This is a genomic window from Bradyrhizobium sp. CCBAU 25360, assembly GCF_028128695.1.
Lineage (GTDB): Bacteria > Pseudomonadota > Alphaproteobacteria > Rhizobiales > Xanthobacteraceae > Bradyrhizobium > Bradyrhizobium ottawaense.
On record NZ_LBJA01000044.1, the window covers coordinates 542391 to 557490 of the forward strand.

The following is a 15100-nucleotide window of genomic DNA, read 5'->3' on the forward strand; positions in this document are numbered from 1 at the left end:
AGGAAGTGGATGAAGTTGTGCACAGTCTCGTGCCCCGGACGCAGCGCAGCGCCATAAGCGCGTTTACGCGCGTCTTCGACACGCTATTGCGGTGCGCTGCAGAGCCGGAGGCCTAGCAGCTTCTGGGTCCCGGCTCGCGCTACGCGCGTCCGGGACACGAGAACTCGCTACACCACCGGCTTCACGCCCGGCAGCGCCTGCACCAGCTCGCGGAACTTGGTCCCGCGGATCTCGAAGTTGCGGTACTGGTCGAAGGAGGCACAGGCGGGCGAGAGCAGCACGACGGCATCAGCGAGCCCTGAGGCTTCCGCATCGCGCGCGGCGTGCTCGACGGCGACGTCCAGCGTCTGGCTGATCTCGTGCGCGACTGGGCCCAGCGTTCCCGAAAACTCGTGCGCGGCTTCGCCGATCAGATAGGCTTTTCGGATGCGCGGGAAGTAGCCGGTCAGGCCAGTGATGCCGCCGGCCTTCGGCTTGCCGCCGGCTATCCAGAAGATGTCGGCGAAAGACGACAGCGCATGCGCGGTGGCGTCGGCGTTGGTACCCTTGGAGTCATTGACGAACAGCACGTTGCCGCGGCGGCCGACCTGCTCCATGCGGTGCGCAAGGCCTGGAAAGCTGCGCAGGCCATTCTGCAGCACGTCCTGGCTGATGCCCATCGCGAGCGCGGCGGCGGCGGCGCAGGCCGCGTTCTGGGCATTATGCTGGCCGCGCAGCGAACCGATGCCGCCGAGCTTTGCGATCTCGCTGCGGGCGCCGCCCGCGGTGCGCACGATATTGCCGTGCTCGACATGAATGCCTGAAGCCAGCGGGTTCTTGACGGAGATCCGCACCACGGTCTTGCCGGCGCGGTCGAGCCGGTCGGCGATGTCGCGGCAGAAGCGGTCGTCGACGCCGACGATCGCGGTGCCGCCAGCTTGCACGCCGGCAACGAGGCGCTCCTTCACCGCAGCGTAGTGCGCGATGGTGCCGTGGCGATCGATGTGGTCCTCGCTGACATTGAGCAAAATGCCGACGGAGGGATCGAGCGAGGGCGTGAGGTCGATCTGGTAGGACGACATCTCGATGACGTGGACGCGGCCCATGCGCGGCGGCTCCAGCGACAGGATCGCGGTGCCGATATTGCCGCCCATCTGGGTGTCGTAGCCGGCGACTTTGGTCAGATGCGCGATCAGCGCCGTCGTGGTCGATTTGCCGTTGGTGCCGGTGATGGCGACGAACGGCGCATCCGGTGCATGGCGGCGCCGCTCGCGGCAGAACAGCTCGATGTCGCCGATCACCTCGCAACCTGCCTCGCGCGCCTTCAGCACGCTCCAGTGCGGCACCGGATGGGTCAGCGGCACGCCGGGCGCGAGCACGAGCGCGGCAAAATTCGCCCAGGACACGTTGCGCAGATTCGCGGTGATGAAGCCGGCCTGCGCGGCCTTGGCGACATTCTCGGCATTGTCGTCGGCGGCGATCACCTCGGCGCCGCCGGCCTTCAAGGCGTGGCAGGAGGCAAGCCCCGAGCCGCCGAGGCCGAACACCGCGACGGTCTTGCCGGCGAAGGATGTGACCGGGATCATCGCGGTACCATCACCGCAGCTTCAGGGTGGAGAGACCGGCCAGCGCCAGCATCACCGAGATGATCCAGAAGCGGATCACGATCTGCGGCTCGGTCCAGCCGAGCTGCTCGAAATGGTGATGGATCGGCGCCATCCGGAAGATGCGCTTGCCAGTCAGCTTGAACGACACCACCTGCACGATGACCGACACCGCCTCCAGCACGAACAGGCCACCGATCACCGCGAGCACGATCTCGTGCTTCACCGCGACCGCGATGGCGCCGAGCATGCCGCCGAGCGCGAGCGAGCCGGTGTCGCCCATGAAGATCGAGGCCGGCGGCGCGTTGAACCAGAGGAAGCCGAGGCCGGCGCCGAGCAGCGCGCCGCAGAGCACCGCGAGCTCGCCGGTGCCGGCGACATATTTGATCTGCAGATATTCGGCGAACACCGCGTTGCCGGCGAGATAGGCGATCATCGCGAAGCTCGCGGTCGCGATCATCACGGGAACGATGGCGAGGCCGTCGAGACCGTCGGTGAGGTTCACCGCGTTGCCGGAGCCGACGATGACGAAGGCACCGAAGATGACGAAGAACCAGCCGAAATGCAGCACGGTGTCCTTGAGGAACGGAATCGTCAGCGCGGTCGATGCGGGATCGCGGTTCAGCCGCACCAGCGCATAGCAGGCCACCAGCGCGATCGCCGCCTCGATCAGCAGGCGAAGCTTGCTGCCGAACCCGGTCGTGGTCTGCTTGGTCACCTTGAGGTAATCGTCATAGAAGCCGACGAAGCCGAAGCCGAGCGTCACCGCCAGCACGATCCAGACGTAGGGATTGAGCGGATTGGCCCACAGCACGGTGCCGACCGTGAGGCCGGACAGGATCATCAGCCCGCCCATGGTGGGCGTGCCCTTCTTGGCGAGGTGCGATTGCGGACCGTCGGTCCGGATCGGCTGACCCTTGCCCTGACGGATGCGCAAGTGATCGATGATCCAGGGCCCGAACAGGAACACGAACAGCGCGCCGGTGACGACGGCGCCGCCGGTACGGAAGGTGATGTAGCGGAAGACGTTCAGGAAGGTGCGAACGGCACCGAAGCCCGGAAATGTGTTGGAGAGCTCGATCAGCCAGTAAAACATTCAGACGGTCCTATGGCGCCTTTGCACACGCGGTCTCGGCCTTGATCTTGGTCTTTACCTTGGCCTCAACGTGCCTCACGCGCATTCGCTGGTCTTCATCATGGGTCGCGACCTCCGGGAAACCGGACGGCTTCGCGCCGCAAAGGGTGGGATTCGGGAACGGCGCCTTCCAAGCAGTTTACGCCTTTGCCTGCAAGGCGGCCACCAGGCCCGGCACAAACTTGTTGACCCAGAACATCTTCTTGCTGCCCTTGACAACCACGACGTCGCCTGCCTTCAGCAGGTTCGCGACCTCACTCGGCTTCAGCGTGGCGGGATCGCCGTGCCAGCCGAGGCCCTTGCCGGCCGGGAGCACATCGTAGAGGTGGCGCATCAGAGGGCCGACGCAGTAGATTCCGTCAATCCCGTCGAGATGCTTGGCAAGGCCGGTGTGATAGCCTGGTGCATCATCGCCCAGCTCCAGCATGTCACCGAGCACGGCAACGCGGCGGCCGCCGGTCACATTGCGCGCCTGGAGGCTTTGCAGCGCAGCGGCCACGCTGGCCGGATTGCCGTTGAAACTGTCGTCGATCACGGTGATACCGCCGACCGCCTGCTCGACGCCGCGGCCAGTCATGATGCCGACCCGATCGAGCTTGATCGCCAGCGTCGCCGCATCGAGACTCGCGGCGCGGATGGCGGCGAGCGCGGCCAGCGCATTCTGCACGCGGTGCGGCGCGCCCGGCGTCAGGCTGAAGGCGATCTGCTTCTTGCCGATCATGGCCACGACCTGCCAGCTCTCGCCATGCGGCGCGTGCGTGACCTCATGCACCTCGGCATGTTCGCCAAAGCGCACCACCTTGCCCTTCCATTCGGATGCCTTTAGCCCGGCCGGCAGGACCAGCACCCCGTCCTCGGGCAGGCCGAGCGCGATCGACACCTTCTCGCGGCGGATGGCTTCGAGCGAGCCGAGCTTCTCCAGATGCACGGGCTGGACATTGACGACGAGTGCGACGGTGGGCCGCGTCAGTTCGCTGAGCCGCGCGATCTCGCCTTGCTGGTTCATGCCCATCTCGACGACCCAGAGACTTGCATCGGGTCTGGCATTGCACAGAGTCAGCGGCACGCCCCAGAAATTGTTGAAGCTGGACGGACTTGCATAGGCGTTCGGATAGGCCGCCAGAAATTCCTTGGTGCTCGTCTTGCCCGCGCTGCCGGTCAGCCCGATCACAGGCCCGCGGAAGCGGGCGCGAGCGGCGCGCGCGAGGCCCCAGAGGCCGTCGATCAGCGTGTCCTTGACGACGATCTGCGGAATGCGGATGCCCGCGATCTCGTGCGGCACGATCATCGCGACTGCGCCGGAAGCTTCTGCCTTGTCCGCGAACTCCCAACCGTCGCGCGCGCTGGCGAAGGCCGAGATGAAGCCGCCGCTCGGCGTGCCGCTCAGCGCGACGAACAGGCTGCCCGGCTTCACCAGCCGGCTGTCCTGGGTGACGAAGTCGATCGGCGTGTCCGGGAACGAACCGGCAGCGCCCAGCGCGCGCGCGACGTCGGCAACTGTCCATATCGGCGCGCTCATGCAACCCTCGACGCTAATGCGGCGGCGACCGCCTCGTGATCACTGAAGGGCAAAACCTCTCCGCCGACGATCTGCCCGGTCTCGTGGCCCTTGCCGGCGACGAGTAGGGCATCGCCTTCCTGGAGTTCCTCGATCGCGGTTCGGATTGCCGCGGCACGGTCGCCGATCTCGCGGGCGCCCTTTGCGGTTGCGAGGATTTCGGCGCGAATGGTTTCGGGCTTCTCGCTGCGCGGATTGTCGTCGGTGATGATGATTCCGTCGGCGTTCTCGGCCGCGATCTCGCCCATGATCGGACGTTTGCCGGCATCGCGATCGCCTCCGGCGCCGAACACGACGACCAGCTTTCGTTTCGCATAGGGCCGCAGCGCCTGCAGCGCCTTCGCCAGCGCATCGGGCTTGTGCGCGTAGTCGACGAAGATCGGCGCACCGTTGCGCTCGCCGACGCGCTCGAGCCGTCCCTTGGCGCCTTCGAGACGCTCCAGGCTTGCGAACACGTTGGCGGCATCGCTGCCGGTACCGATCGCAAGTCCGGCCGATACCAGCGCGTTCTCGATCTGGAATTCGCCGACCAGCGGCAACCGGATCGCATAGCGCTTGCCGCGATGTTCGACTGTCAGCCTTTGCGAGAAGCCCTCGACCACGGCCTCAGTGAGACGAATGCCCTCGCCTGCCCCGTCGCCGTTGCGACCGACCGCCATCACGCGCAGGCCGCGCGACTTCGCGGCATCGATCGCTTCCGCCGAGCAATCATGATCGGCCGAGATCACCGCGGCGCCATCGGGCGGCACCAGTTCGCGGAACAGGCGGAGTTTCGCCGCGAGGTAATGCGCAACGGTCGGATGGTAGTCCATGTGGTCGCGCGAGAGATTGGTGAAACCGCCGGCGGAGACGCGTACGCCGTCGAGGCGATACTGATCGAGCCCGTGCGAGGACGCTTCGAAAGCGAGATGCGTCACGCCCTCGCGCGCGATCTCATCGATCTGTCGGTGCAGCGCGATTGGATCCGGCGTCGTCATCGAGCCGTAGACCGTGCGCTTGGGCGAGACGAGGCCGATGGTGCCGATGCTGGCGGAGGCATGCCCCAGTCGCTCCCAGATCTGGCGCGTGAACGCGGCGACCGAGGTCTTGCCGCTGGTGCCGGTCACGGCCGCGATGGTCGCCGGCTGGGCGGGAAAGAAACTCGCCGCGGCCAGCGCCAGCGCGCGGCGTGGATTGGCAACGCTGATGAACGGCACCTTGCCACCGTCGGACGCATGATCACCCACGACAGCGACGGCGCCTGCGGCGACCGCGGCATCGACGAAGCGCGCGCCGTCGGTCTTGCTGCCGGCGAGTGCGAAGAAGAGATCGCCCGGCTTGACGACGCGGCTGTCGAGCGCGAGCCCGGTCACCTCGAGCGCGGCGATAGCGGGCTCGATCGCGGCATTGCCTGACAGATCTTGGCCTAAGAGGTCGCGCAGCTTCATGGTCTTCCAGTCGACATGCCCTGCCGGAAAGCCGAATCCCACGGAAAATCCCGACTCAGCCGCGGCGAAGGCCTACCCCGTTGATTACTGGGTTGTCCTGGATGCTGCAAGAATAAGGCGCTCCGCAGGCGGCAGGTCGAACCGCGGCTCGACGCCCAGAAGCGGCGCGATCCGCTCGATCACCTTGCCGCCGGTCGGTACCGTGTTCCAGCCCGAGGTGATGAAGCCCTTCGTTTCAGGAATCGCCTGCGGCTCGTCCAGCATGATCAGGATCTGATATTTCGGATCGTCGCAAGGCATGATGGCGGTGAAGGAGTTGAGCACGCGCTTCTTGGCATAGCGGCCGTTGATGACCTTTTCGGACGTGCCGGTCTTGCCGCCGACATAGTAGCCCTTGACGTCAGCGGTCTTGGCGGTGCCGATTTCGGCATTGAGCCGCATCAGGAACCGCATCTTGTCGCTGGTCTCCGTCTTGATTACGCGCTTGGCCATCGCCGCTGCTTCGGATTCGCTGCGCTTCATGAAGGTCGGCGGAATCAGATAGCCGCCGTTCACCAGCGCGTTGATGCCCATCACCGCCTGCAGTGGCGCCACCGACATGCCCTGGCCGAACGCGATGGTGACCGTGTTCAGCTCACCCCAGCGGCGCGGGATCAGCGGAGCCGCGCTCTCCGGCAGCTCGGTGCGCAGCCGCGTCAGCTGGCCCATCTTGGCGAGGAACGCCTTGTGGGCCTCGACACCCTGGCCGAGCGCGATCCGCGCGGCGCCGATGTTGGACGAGAAGGTGAACACTTCCTTGGTGTTGATGAAACGCCCGAGCGGATGGCTGTCGTGGATGGTGAACTTGCCATAGTGCAGGTTTCCACGGGCATCCCACGACGTGTTCAAATTGATCTTGCCGGAATCGAGCGCCATCGCCAGCGTGAACGCCTTGAAGGTCGAGCCCATCTCGTAGACGCCGGTGGTCAGGCGATTGATGCGGTCGGGGTCGTGCGCTTCCTTCGGATTGTTGGGATCGAAATCCGGAAGCGAGACCATTGCCACGATCTCGCCGGTCTTGACGTTGGAGACGATGCCGGAGGCGGCCTTGGTGTGGTACTTCTCCTTGGCCTTCAACAGCTCGTCGCGCAGCGCGTGCTCGACGCGCAGATCGATCGAGAGCTCGATCGGCTTCTGCAGCCGGTCGGTGGCAAAGCCGGCACGGTGGAGATCGGCGAGGCCCTGATTGTCGAGCCACTTCTCCATGCCGGCGATGCCCTGGTTGTCGATGTTGACCAGACCGATGAGGTGGGCGACCTCGTTGCCGGTCGGATAGACGCGCTTGTTCTCGCGCAGGAAGCCGATGCCGGGAATGCCGAGCTTGTGAATCGCCTGCTGCTGCTTGGCCGTGACCTCGCGCTTGAGCCAGACGAAGCCCTTACGCGTCCTCAGGCGCTCGCGCACCTCGGCCTCGTCGAGATCGGGCACGGTCGCCGTGAGCAGCTCGATCGCCTCGTCCTTGTCGATGATGCGGCGCGGCTCGCCGAACAGGCTCGCCGCCTTGACGTCGGTGGCGAGGATTGCGCCGTTGCGGTCGACGATGTCGGGCCGTGCGGTTGCCACCACCTCCTGCGCCGCGGCGCGGCGCGCGCCGTGGGCATCGGCGCCGATGGCGAACATCACGAGCCGGCCGCCGATCAGGGCGTAGACCGAGGCGAAGGCGAGCATGGCGAGACCAACGCGCGCGCGCGCCTTCGCGGCGCGGTCGACATTGCGCCCGTAGAGCAGGCTGCGGATCAGCCGCTGGCGCCAGGGTTCCGTAGGTTTGGCCGGAGTCGCAGCGCTCATTGCTTGTCCTCGGGCTGAGGCACGGAGCCCGTCACATTGTCGGGATCGCTCGCGGCTTCGATGGTGTTGAGCATGGCTCCGATCGGATCGGGCTCGCCAGGCCTGAACATCCGCGGCGGACGCTCCGGCAGGTTCTTCAGCGAATCATATTGCGTGCCGTTGACCGGCTTGAGCTGCAGATGCCGGTCGGACAGGCCCTGCAATCGGTGGGGCGCATCGAGCTTGGCCCATTCGGATCGCAGCGAAGCGATCGCGTCGCGCTGCTCGCGGATCTCCGCATGCAGCCGCAGCACCCTCTCGGTGCGCGCCGTGGAGTCCATCTTGATCCTGTAGACATAGGCCGCCGCGAAGACCAGCGCGCCGATGACGAAGAGGTGGATGATGCGCATGCCCTAGCCTCCCCTCATCACGTCGGAGAGTTTTGGCCATGACGATGGCTCGCCATCGTCATGCGCGGGCGCCGAGGTGCGCTCGGCGGCGCGAAGCTTTGCGGAACGCGCGCGCGGGTTATGCGCGACTTCGTCCTCACCGGCGACTACGGGCCGCCGCGTCAGAAGCTGGAAGCTCGGCGGAACTTGCGCCACCTCCGGCAGGTGCCGCGAGCCGCCGCCGGTTTTCGAACGCTCGGAGAGGAAATTCTTGACGATGCGGTCTTCCAGCGAATGGAAGGAGACCACGACGAGGCGTCCGCCCGGCTTGAGCACGCGCTCGGCCGCAGCGAGCGCGGTCTGCAGTTCCTCGAGCTCTTCATTGACGAAGATGCGCAGGGCCTGGAATGTCCGCGTCGCCGGATGAATATCGCCGGGCTTCGAGCGCACCACCCTGCCGATGAGGTCGGCGAGCGCGCGCGTGGTCGTGAACGGCGCCTCCTGACGGTCCGCGACGATGGCGCGGGCGACGCGGCGCGAATGCCGCTCCTCGCCGAGGAGATAGATGATGTCGGCGAGATCGCCTTCCGAAGCGCGGGCAACGACGTCGGCCGCGGTCGGCCCAGCCTGCCCCATCCGCATGTCGAGCGGACCGTCGAGGCGGAAAGAGAAACCGCGGCCGGCCTGGTCGAGCTGCATCGAGGACACCCCGACATCCATCACGACGCCGTCCACGGCCTCGACGCCCTGCGCCGCGCAGACCTCACCGAGGTTGGAGAATCGGTCCTCGACCAGCGTCAACCGGCCCGCGGAACGTTCGACCAGTTCCGCACCGCCCGCGACCGCGGTGCGGTCGCGGTCAATGGCGATGAGCCGGGTTCCCGGCACGTCGAGGATGGCGCGGCTATAGCCGCCGGCGCCGAAGGTGGCATCGACGTAGATACCGCCATCGCGCGGGGCGAGATGGGCGATGGCCTCACGGCCAAGAACGGGAATGTGCGGAGCCGAGCTCATGCGCCAGACCTGCTGGAGGCCCAGCCTGACGTCCAAGCGAGATTGGGGACGAACAAGCCCATGACGCCTCGAATGACTCCGTATCGCGGCGGTTCCACGACCGCACCGCCCAGCATGGTTACCAAGCCCGGTCGTCCCGGGCGGCAAACCCAGTGTTCCCAGCGGAATTTGTCGGGCAGCCATGGGATTTCGAGCCAAAATACGCTTTGGCCGCCTCCGGACGCGGGTCGGCTCTTCATCCCTCAGTAACGGCCCTTAGCGTTAAGAAAGCGTTGCTCGGCTCGTGACAAGTCGAAAAGCTGGTGAGGCGGTGATGCTTCATCCACACACTTCGCCAAAATGCATGCGTTAACCGCGACGCGCGATTGCGCACGGTGGAGGGTAAAGGAATAGTAAAGAGAAGGGCTTGGCCCACTCTCCGTCCGACCTTGGTTTGTCTATGCCGCCGTCCGGTTCGTCCACACCGTCTGGATCTGATTCGAAGCGTCAACGCGTTCTCCCGGTTCCCAAGGCCGCGGCGAGCATGAGGGCGTTCGAGCCGGATTCCTCGATCGTGTCCGACATCATCCCCTCGCCGAACTATGGCGAGCGCAACAAGGCACGGCAGCCCGACATGATCGTGCTGCACTACACCGGGATGCCCGATGTCGAGGGCGCGCTGGCGCGGCTGTGCACGGCGGGAACCGAAGTCTCGGCGCATTACGTCGTGCTGGAAGACGGCCGCATCGTGCAATGCGTGCCCGAAACCAGGCGCGCCTGGCACGCCGGCGTCTCGTCCTGGGCGGGCGAGGACGACATCAACTCCTGCTCGATCGGCATCGAGATCATCAATCGCGGCCACGACTGGGGCTATCCGGAATATCCGCTGCGCCAGATCGCCGCCGTGATCGCGCTGTGCCGCGGCATCATGCTTCGCCGCAAGGTGCCGGCCCACCGGGTGCTCGGCCATTCCGACGTCGCGCCCGCGCGCAAGAAAGACCCCGGCGAAAAGTTTCCGTGGCACTCGCTGGCCAATTCCGGCGTCGGTCACTGGGTGACGCCGGCCCCGGTCGTGCGCGGCGAGACCCTGATGCTCGGCACCATCAGCGACGAAGTGCTTAGCCTGCAGCAGGCGCTCGCCAGATACGGCTACGGCGTGCCGCTGACCGGCAAATACGATGCCGCGACCATGGAAGTCGTCACCGCCTTTCAGCGCCACTTCCGCCCCGCGCGGCTGGACGGTGTCGCGGACCACTCGACGCTGTCGACATTGCAGGCGCTGCTGGCGAGCCTGCCGGCAGAGGGGACGACCGTCGCGTCGAAGTGACGGCGATGGCCGCGCAGTTCGCTCTCGTCCCGGACGCGCAAAGCGCGAGCCGGGACCCAGTCGGCGACACGTCACGCTTCGATAGGATGGGCCCCGGCTCTGCAGCGCACCGTCGAAGAGACGCTGCGCTGCGTCCGGGGCACGAGCCCCTACCCCATCTCCCTCATCCGCCGCGCATAGAGCCGCCGCAACGGCTCGAGCTGTGTCGCCGCGGTCGCTGTCTGATACGCCTCGCACGCTTCATCCTTGCGGCCGAGCCTTCGCAACAGATCCGCACGCACTGCGGGCAACAGCTCATAGCCGCGCAGCCCGCCTCGGGCGCTGATCGCATCGACGAGATCGAGCGCACGTGCCGGCCCATCGACCATCGACACGGCGGCAGCGTGGTTGAGCTCGATCACCGGAGAGGGAGAGATGCGCAGCAACACCTCGTAGAGCCCGGCGATCTGACGCCAGTCGGTCTGCGCAAAGCTCGGCGCACGGGCATGCAGCGCGGCGATCGCGGCCTGCACAGCATAAGGCTGCGGCCGTCCCGGCACGCGTAGCGCATCCTCGACCAGGCCCAGGCCCTCCTCGATCTGCGCGCGATCCCACAGCATGCGGTCCTGCTCCTCGAGCAGCACGATATCGCCGGCCGCGGTCTCGCGTCCGGCGCGGCGCGCATCGTGGAGCAGCATCAGGGCCAGCAGGCCCTTGATGCCGCCGCGATCCGGCATCAGCCGATCGAGCAAGCGGCCGAGCCGGATCGCTTCAGTTGCAAGATCAGGCCGCATCAGATCCGCGCCCTCGGTCGCGACATAGCCCTCGGTGAAGACCAGATAGATCACGGCGAGCACGCCATCGAGCCGCGGCGCCAGCGTGTCGCGCTCGGGCACCTCGTAGGGGATGCCGGCGAGCCTGATCTTCTGCTTGGCGCGGACCAGCCGCTGCGCCATTGCCTCCTCGCCCACGAGAAAGGCGCGCGCGACCTGCGTGGTCGACAGCCCGCAGACGGTGCGCAGCGTCAGCGCGACTTGGACCTCTGGCGCGAACGCCGGATGGCAACAGGTGAAGATCAGCCGCAGCATGTCGTCGTCGAGTGTTGCCGGCGGCTCGTCGACCGTTTGCGCGTTGAGCTCGATCTCGTGCAGGAGCGCCTGCTGCTTGCCGCGGAAGACAGCCTGGCGCCTGACACGATCGATCGCCTTGTGCCTGGCGACATTGACCAGCCAGGCGCGCGGATTGTCGGGGACCTCGCACGCGGCCCAGCGTTCCAGCGCGACGGCAAAAGCATCCTGAAGCGCGTCCTCGGCGAGATCGAAATCGCCGACGAGGCGGATCAGCGTGGCCAGCGCCCGCCCCGCCTCGTCGCGGAAGATCTTGTCGATCTCGCCAGGGGTCATGCGGCGACGCGCGGCTCGGCCGTCACTTGTCGTAGACCCAGATCGGCCGCACCTCGATCGAACCGACGCGCGCGCTCGGAATCCGCGCCGCGATCTCGATCGCGGCGTCGAGATCCTTGGCCTCGATCAGATAGTAGCCGCCGAGCTGCTCGCGGGTCTCCGCAAACGGTCCATCGGTCGTCAGCATCTTGCCGTCGCGCACACGCACCGTCGTCGCGGTCGTGGTCGGCCGCAGTCGATCGCCGGCCTTGAAATTGCCGTTCCGGATGATGGATTGCGTGAAGGCTTCATACTCCGCCGACATCTTCTGGCTGGTTCCCGTGTCAATCTTCGCGTACTCGGCCTCGTTCTGGTAGATCATCAGCAGATATTGCATCGCTTCACTCCTGTTGTTCGGCTGTGTCGCCGACATCCAGTCGAACGGAGCACGCAGCAAACGACATCTTCAGGATAAATTATTTCGGGCGGATCGTGGGCCGCGATATCGGCTTGACGAAACCGTCACAAATGCCCCATGCGTTGTCAGTCAGTCGGCCGGACGGCCGCTCCGGCAGGTGCCGAAAGGCCGCCGGGGAGGAAAGTCCGGGCTCCCTTGACATACGGTGCCGGATAACGTCCGGCGGGGGCGACCCCAGGGAAAGTGCCACAGAGAACGAACCGCCCCGCTTCGCCTTCGGCTTCGCGGGGTAAGGGTGAAAAGGTGCGGTAAGAGCGCACCGCGGGTCCGGCAACGGAGCCGGCATGGCAAACCCCACCGGGGAGCAAAACCGAATAGGGACGGCGTAGCGGGCTGTTCGCGAAAGCGATAACGCCGCGGGGCGATGTCAGGCCCGCCGTCCGGGTAGGTTGCTCGAGGCCATGTGCAAACATGGTCCCAGAGGAATGGCCGTCACGTATCGTTCGCGCAAGTGGACGGTGCCTTACAGAACCCGGCTTACAGGCCGGCTGATATCTTGCAACGAGGGGTTCGATGCTAGCGCATCGGGCCCCTCACCATTTTGGCTTGGCCCGCTGTCATTCCGGGGCTTGCGCAGCGGGAGCTATGATGCGCAATTGCGCATCTGAGAATCCATCGGGCGGCAAAGTTGGTGGATGAATCGATTCCGGGTTCGTGCTGCGAACGCCCCGGAATGACGCCCGGTTAGCGTTGTCTTGCCTTCACCAGCACCGGCGCAAGCTCGTCCGCCTCGCGCCGCTGCTTGCTCGCCTCGAAACCGTGCATGCCGACCTGCCATTGCAGCCCGACGATGGCGCCCTTGGTCGGCTGCAGCAGCGCGAGCGAGGCGAACAGCGTCACCGGCAACCACACCGCCAGTTGCAGCCAGACCGCCGGTGCATAGGCGGTCTCGACCGCGAGGATCGCCGGCACAACGAGATGGCCGACTACGACGATCACGAGATAGGCGGGGAAGTCATCGGCGCGCTGGTGGAACAGCTCCTCACCGCAACGATCACAGCTGTTTGCGACCTTCAGGAAACGGCTGAACAAATGGCCTTCGCCGCAGTTCGGGCACTTGCCGCGAAAGCCGCGCCACATCGCCTTCGCCAGAGAGACTGAACCTGCCGCCATGACCCCACCTCTTCCTTTTCGACGATCCATACAATAATATCTTGCATCCATACATTCAAAGGAAATGGGCTTAAATTGCATGGATTGGAGCCCGACAATCTCGGAGCTATCAGGGCCGCGCTACCAGCGCATCGTCGAGGCCATGGAGGTCGACATCGCCGCCGGCCGGCTGGTGCGTGGCCAGCAACTGCCGACGCAGCGCGCGCTTGCAAAGGCGCTCGGCGTCGATCTCACCACGGTGACGCGCGCCTACACCGAGGCGCGGCGACGCGGGATCATGGAGGCGCGGGTCGGACAGGGCTCGTTCGTGTCGGAGACCAGCGCGCGCCGCGCGGTCGATCTGCCGCATCCCGTCGCGATCGATCTTTCGATGAACGTGCCGCCGCATCCGCTGGAGGCGCAACTCGACGAGCGCATCATCGCCGGGATGGAAGCGATCCGCGCGCAATCGGGCCTGACGGCGTATCTCAATTATCAGCCGCCCGGCGGCAGCGCGCATGAGCGCGACGTCGCCGCGCGCTGGATGCGTGCGCGGGTGCCGCACGCGCATGCCGACAAGCTCGTGGTCTTTCCCGGCACCCAGACGATCCTGTTCAACCTGCTCGCCCATCTGGCGCGGCCCGGCGACATCGTGCTGACGGAGGCGCTGACATTCCCCGGCATCAAGGCCGCAGCAGTGCGGCTCGGCATCAAGCTCGTCGGCGTCGCCATGGATGATGGCGGCATCCTGCCCGACGCGCTGGCAAAGGCGTGCCGCACGCACAAGCCGAAGGCCGTCTATCTCATTCCGACGCTGCACAATCCGACCACGGCGACGCTTGCCTCCGAGCGGCGCAGTGCGATCGCAAAGATCATCGGCGATACCGACACGATCCTGATCGAGGACGACGCCTACGGCCTGCTCGACCGCTCGGCATCGCCAATCGCCAATCTCATTCCCGAGCGGACTTATCTTGCGACCACGCTGTCAAAATGCATCTCGCCGGCGCTCCGCGTTGCCTATCTGGCGACGCCCGACAGCGAGGCGCAGCGGGACATGCGGACATATTTGCAGGCGACCGTGCAGATGCCGGCGCCGCTGATGGTCGCGCTGGTGACGCATTGGATCGAAAGCGGCATTGCCGATCGTATCATCACCGCCATCCGCAGCGAGGCGGTCGGCCGTCAGCAGCTCGCGCAGCGCGCATTGAAAGGCTTCCAGTTCCTGGCCAAGCCCGCGGCGCATCATCTGTGGCTGCGGCTGCCTGAGGACCGGCCCGATGTCGCGGCGCATCTGTTGCGAAACGGACTTGCGGTCGTCGCCGGCGAGGCCTTCACGGTCGATGGGACACCGCCGCACGCGGCGCGCGTCTCGCTGGGCGCGGCACGCAACAGGTCAGAATTGACGGAAGCGCTACGCATCCTGGTCGGCGCGCTGCAGAAGCCCGCCGACACCAGACAAATCGTCTAGATCATCGACGATGACGGCGATGGGTCGAGCGCACGACCGGCGCCCCAGGCGACGGATAGGCCTGCAAAGCATATGCATCGCTGGGCGTGCCCTGCTGGCCGAGAGCCGCACGCGCCGCAGGCGTGAGCTGGCCGCCGTTCAGCACGTCGCGGTCGGGATGAGCCGCCTGATACGCTGCAGGCTCGGAAAGCTGCGCCTGGGCCATCGTCGGCATCAGCGTCGCCGCCAACAGCGCGGCTGCAGCGGCGATCTTGGTGCGGGTCATGGTCATTCTCCATCATCGCATTCGGGTCCGACCGATCCGAGTGCAGGATGGCGGTGGGGGGGCCCCGGGATTAAAGTACGACCGTCATGTAGGCATGTCTTTCGCGAACGCCCGGCGCCGCAGATCACGCTTGCGTGCAGGGCGGATTGACTTGCACGGCAGCAAGCATGCTATGCGGGCGACGGCGATCAACAGTTCGAGATCGCCCCGGCGAC

Annotated in this window: 13 protein-coding genes and 1 other RNA gene; 3 read left to right on the forward strand and 11 right to left on the reverse strand. The window is 66.1% G+C overall.

Annotated features, from left to right (window positions below; genetic code table 11):
* Window positions 1-167: 167 nt before the first annotated feature.
* From murD to rsmH, 7 genes are all read right to left on the reverse strand, one after another.
* Entirely contained in the window at window positions 168-1565 is a 1398-nt protein-coding gene (murD, locus tag XH81_RS32795; protein ID WP_028145534.1) for a UDP-N-acetylmuramoyl-L-alanine--D-glutamate ligase, read from the reverse strand.
* 10 nt (window positions 1566-1575) lie between these two features.
* Window positions 1576-2679, reverse strand: a complete 1104-nt coding sequence (mraY, locus tag XH81_RS32800) for a phospho-N-acetylmuramoyl-pentapeptide-transferase (RefSeq protein ID WP_018318673.1) — start codon at window positions 2677-2679, stop codon at window positions 1576-1578.
* A 178-nt stretch (window positions 2680-2857) separates the two neighbouring features.
* Entirely contained in the window at window positions 2858-4237 is a 1380-nt protein-coding gene (locus XH81_RS32805; RefSeq protein WP_028145535.1) for a UDP-N-acetylmuramoyl-tripeptide--D-alanyl-D-alanine ligase, read from the reverse strand.
* Entirely contained in the window at window positions 4234-5703 is a 1470-nt protein-coding gene (locus tag XH81_RS32810) for a UDP-N-acetylmuramoyl-L-alanyl-D-glutamate--2,6-diaminopimelate ligase (protein WP_028145536.1), read from the reverse strand. Before XH81_RS32810 ends, XH81_RS32805 begins: the two co-directional genes overlap by 4 nt.
* Before the next feature lie 84 nt (window positions 5704-5787).
* Window positions 5788-7530, reverse strand: coding sequence for a peptidoglycan D,D-transpeptidase FtsI family protein (locus tag XH81_RS32815; RefSeq protein ID WP_028145537.1), 1743 nt, complete (start codon window positions 7528-7530; stop codon window positions 5788-5790).
* On the reverse strand, window positions 7527-7919 hold the full coding sequence (gene ftsL / locus XH81_RS32820; RefSeq protein WP_271596756.1) for a cell division protein FtsL: 393 nt from the start codon (window positions 7917-7919) through the stop codon (window positions 7527-7529). Before ftsL ends, XH81_RS32815 begins: the two co-directional genes overlap by 4 nt.
* A gap of 3 nt (window positions 7920-7922) precedes the next feature.
* Window positions 7923-8912, reverse strand: a complete 990-nt coding sequence (rsmH, locus tag XH81_RS32825; RefSeq protein ID WP_038947685.1) for a 16S rRNA (cytosine(1402)-N(4))-methyltransferase RsmH — start codon at window positions 8910-8912, stop codon at window positions 7923-7925.
* Between the two features lie 523 nt (window positions 8913-9435).
* Here rsmH and XH81_RS32830 point away from each other — a divergent pair.
* The gene (locus XH81_RS32830) at window positions 9436-10218 is read left to right on the forward strand and encodes an N-acetylmuramoyl-L-alanine amidase (protein WP_038971256.1); all 783 of its coding nucleotides are present in this window, start codon (window positions 9436-9438) and stop codon (window positions 10216-10218) included.
* Window positions 10219-10367: 149 nt separating this feature from the next.
* Here XH81_RS32830 and XH81_RS32835 read toward each other — a convergent pair whose 3' ends face one another.
* Both XH81_RS32835 and XH81_RS32840 read right to left on the reverse strand, forming a co-directional pair.
* Window positions 10368-11600, reverse strand: a complete 1233-nt coding sequence (locus XH81_RS32835; RefSeq protein WP_028145541.1) for an RNA polymerase sigma factor — start codon at window positions 11598-11600, stop codon at window positions 10368-10370.
* A gap of 22 nt (window positions 11601-11622) precedes the next feature.
* Window positions 11623-11976, reverse strand: coding sequence for a YciI family protein (locus XH81_RS32840; RefSeq protein WP_026202052.1), 354 nt, complete (start codon window positions 11974-11976; stop codon window positions 11623-11625).
* Window positions 11977-12126: 150 nt separating this feature from the next.
* On the opposite strand from XH81_RS32840, the gene rnpB reads away from it, so the two are divergent.
* Window positions 12127-12553, forward strand: an RNA gene (rnpB, locus tag XH81_RS32845) — RNase P RNA component class A.
* Window positions 12554-12741: 188 nt separating this feature from the next.
* Here rnpB and XH81_RS32850 read toward each other — a convergent pair.
* Window positions 12742-13200 (reverse strand): DUF983 domain-containing protein, encoded by a 459-nt coding sequence (locus XH81_RS32850; RefSeq protein ID WP_080670328.1) that lies wholly within the window; start codon window positions 13198-13200, stop codon window positions 12742-12744.
* A gap of 49 nt (window positions 13201-13249) precedes the next feature.
* Between XH81_RS32850 and XH81_RS32855 the strand changes: the two genes are divergently transcribed.
* Window positions 13250-14620: an aminotransferase-like domain-containing protein gene (locus XH81_RS32855; RefSeq protein WP_028145543.1), complete on the forward strand. Its 1371-nt coding sequence runs from the start codon at window positions 13250-13252 to the stop codon at window positions 14618-14620.
* A gap of 1 nt (window position 14621) precedes the next feature.
* Here XH81_RS32855 and XH81_RS32860 read toward each other — a convergent pair whose 3' ends face one another.
* Window positions 14622-14885, reverse strand: coding sequence for a hypothetical protein (locus XH81_RS32860; RefSeq protein ID WP_038971261.1), 264 nt, complete (start codon window positions 14883-14885; stop codon window positions 14622-14624).
* Window positions 14886-15100 lie beyond the last annotated feature (215 nt).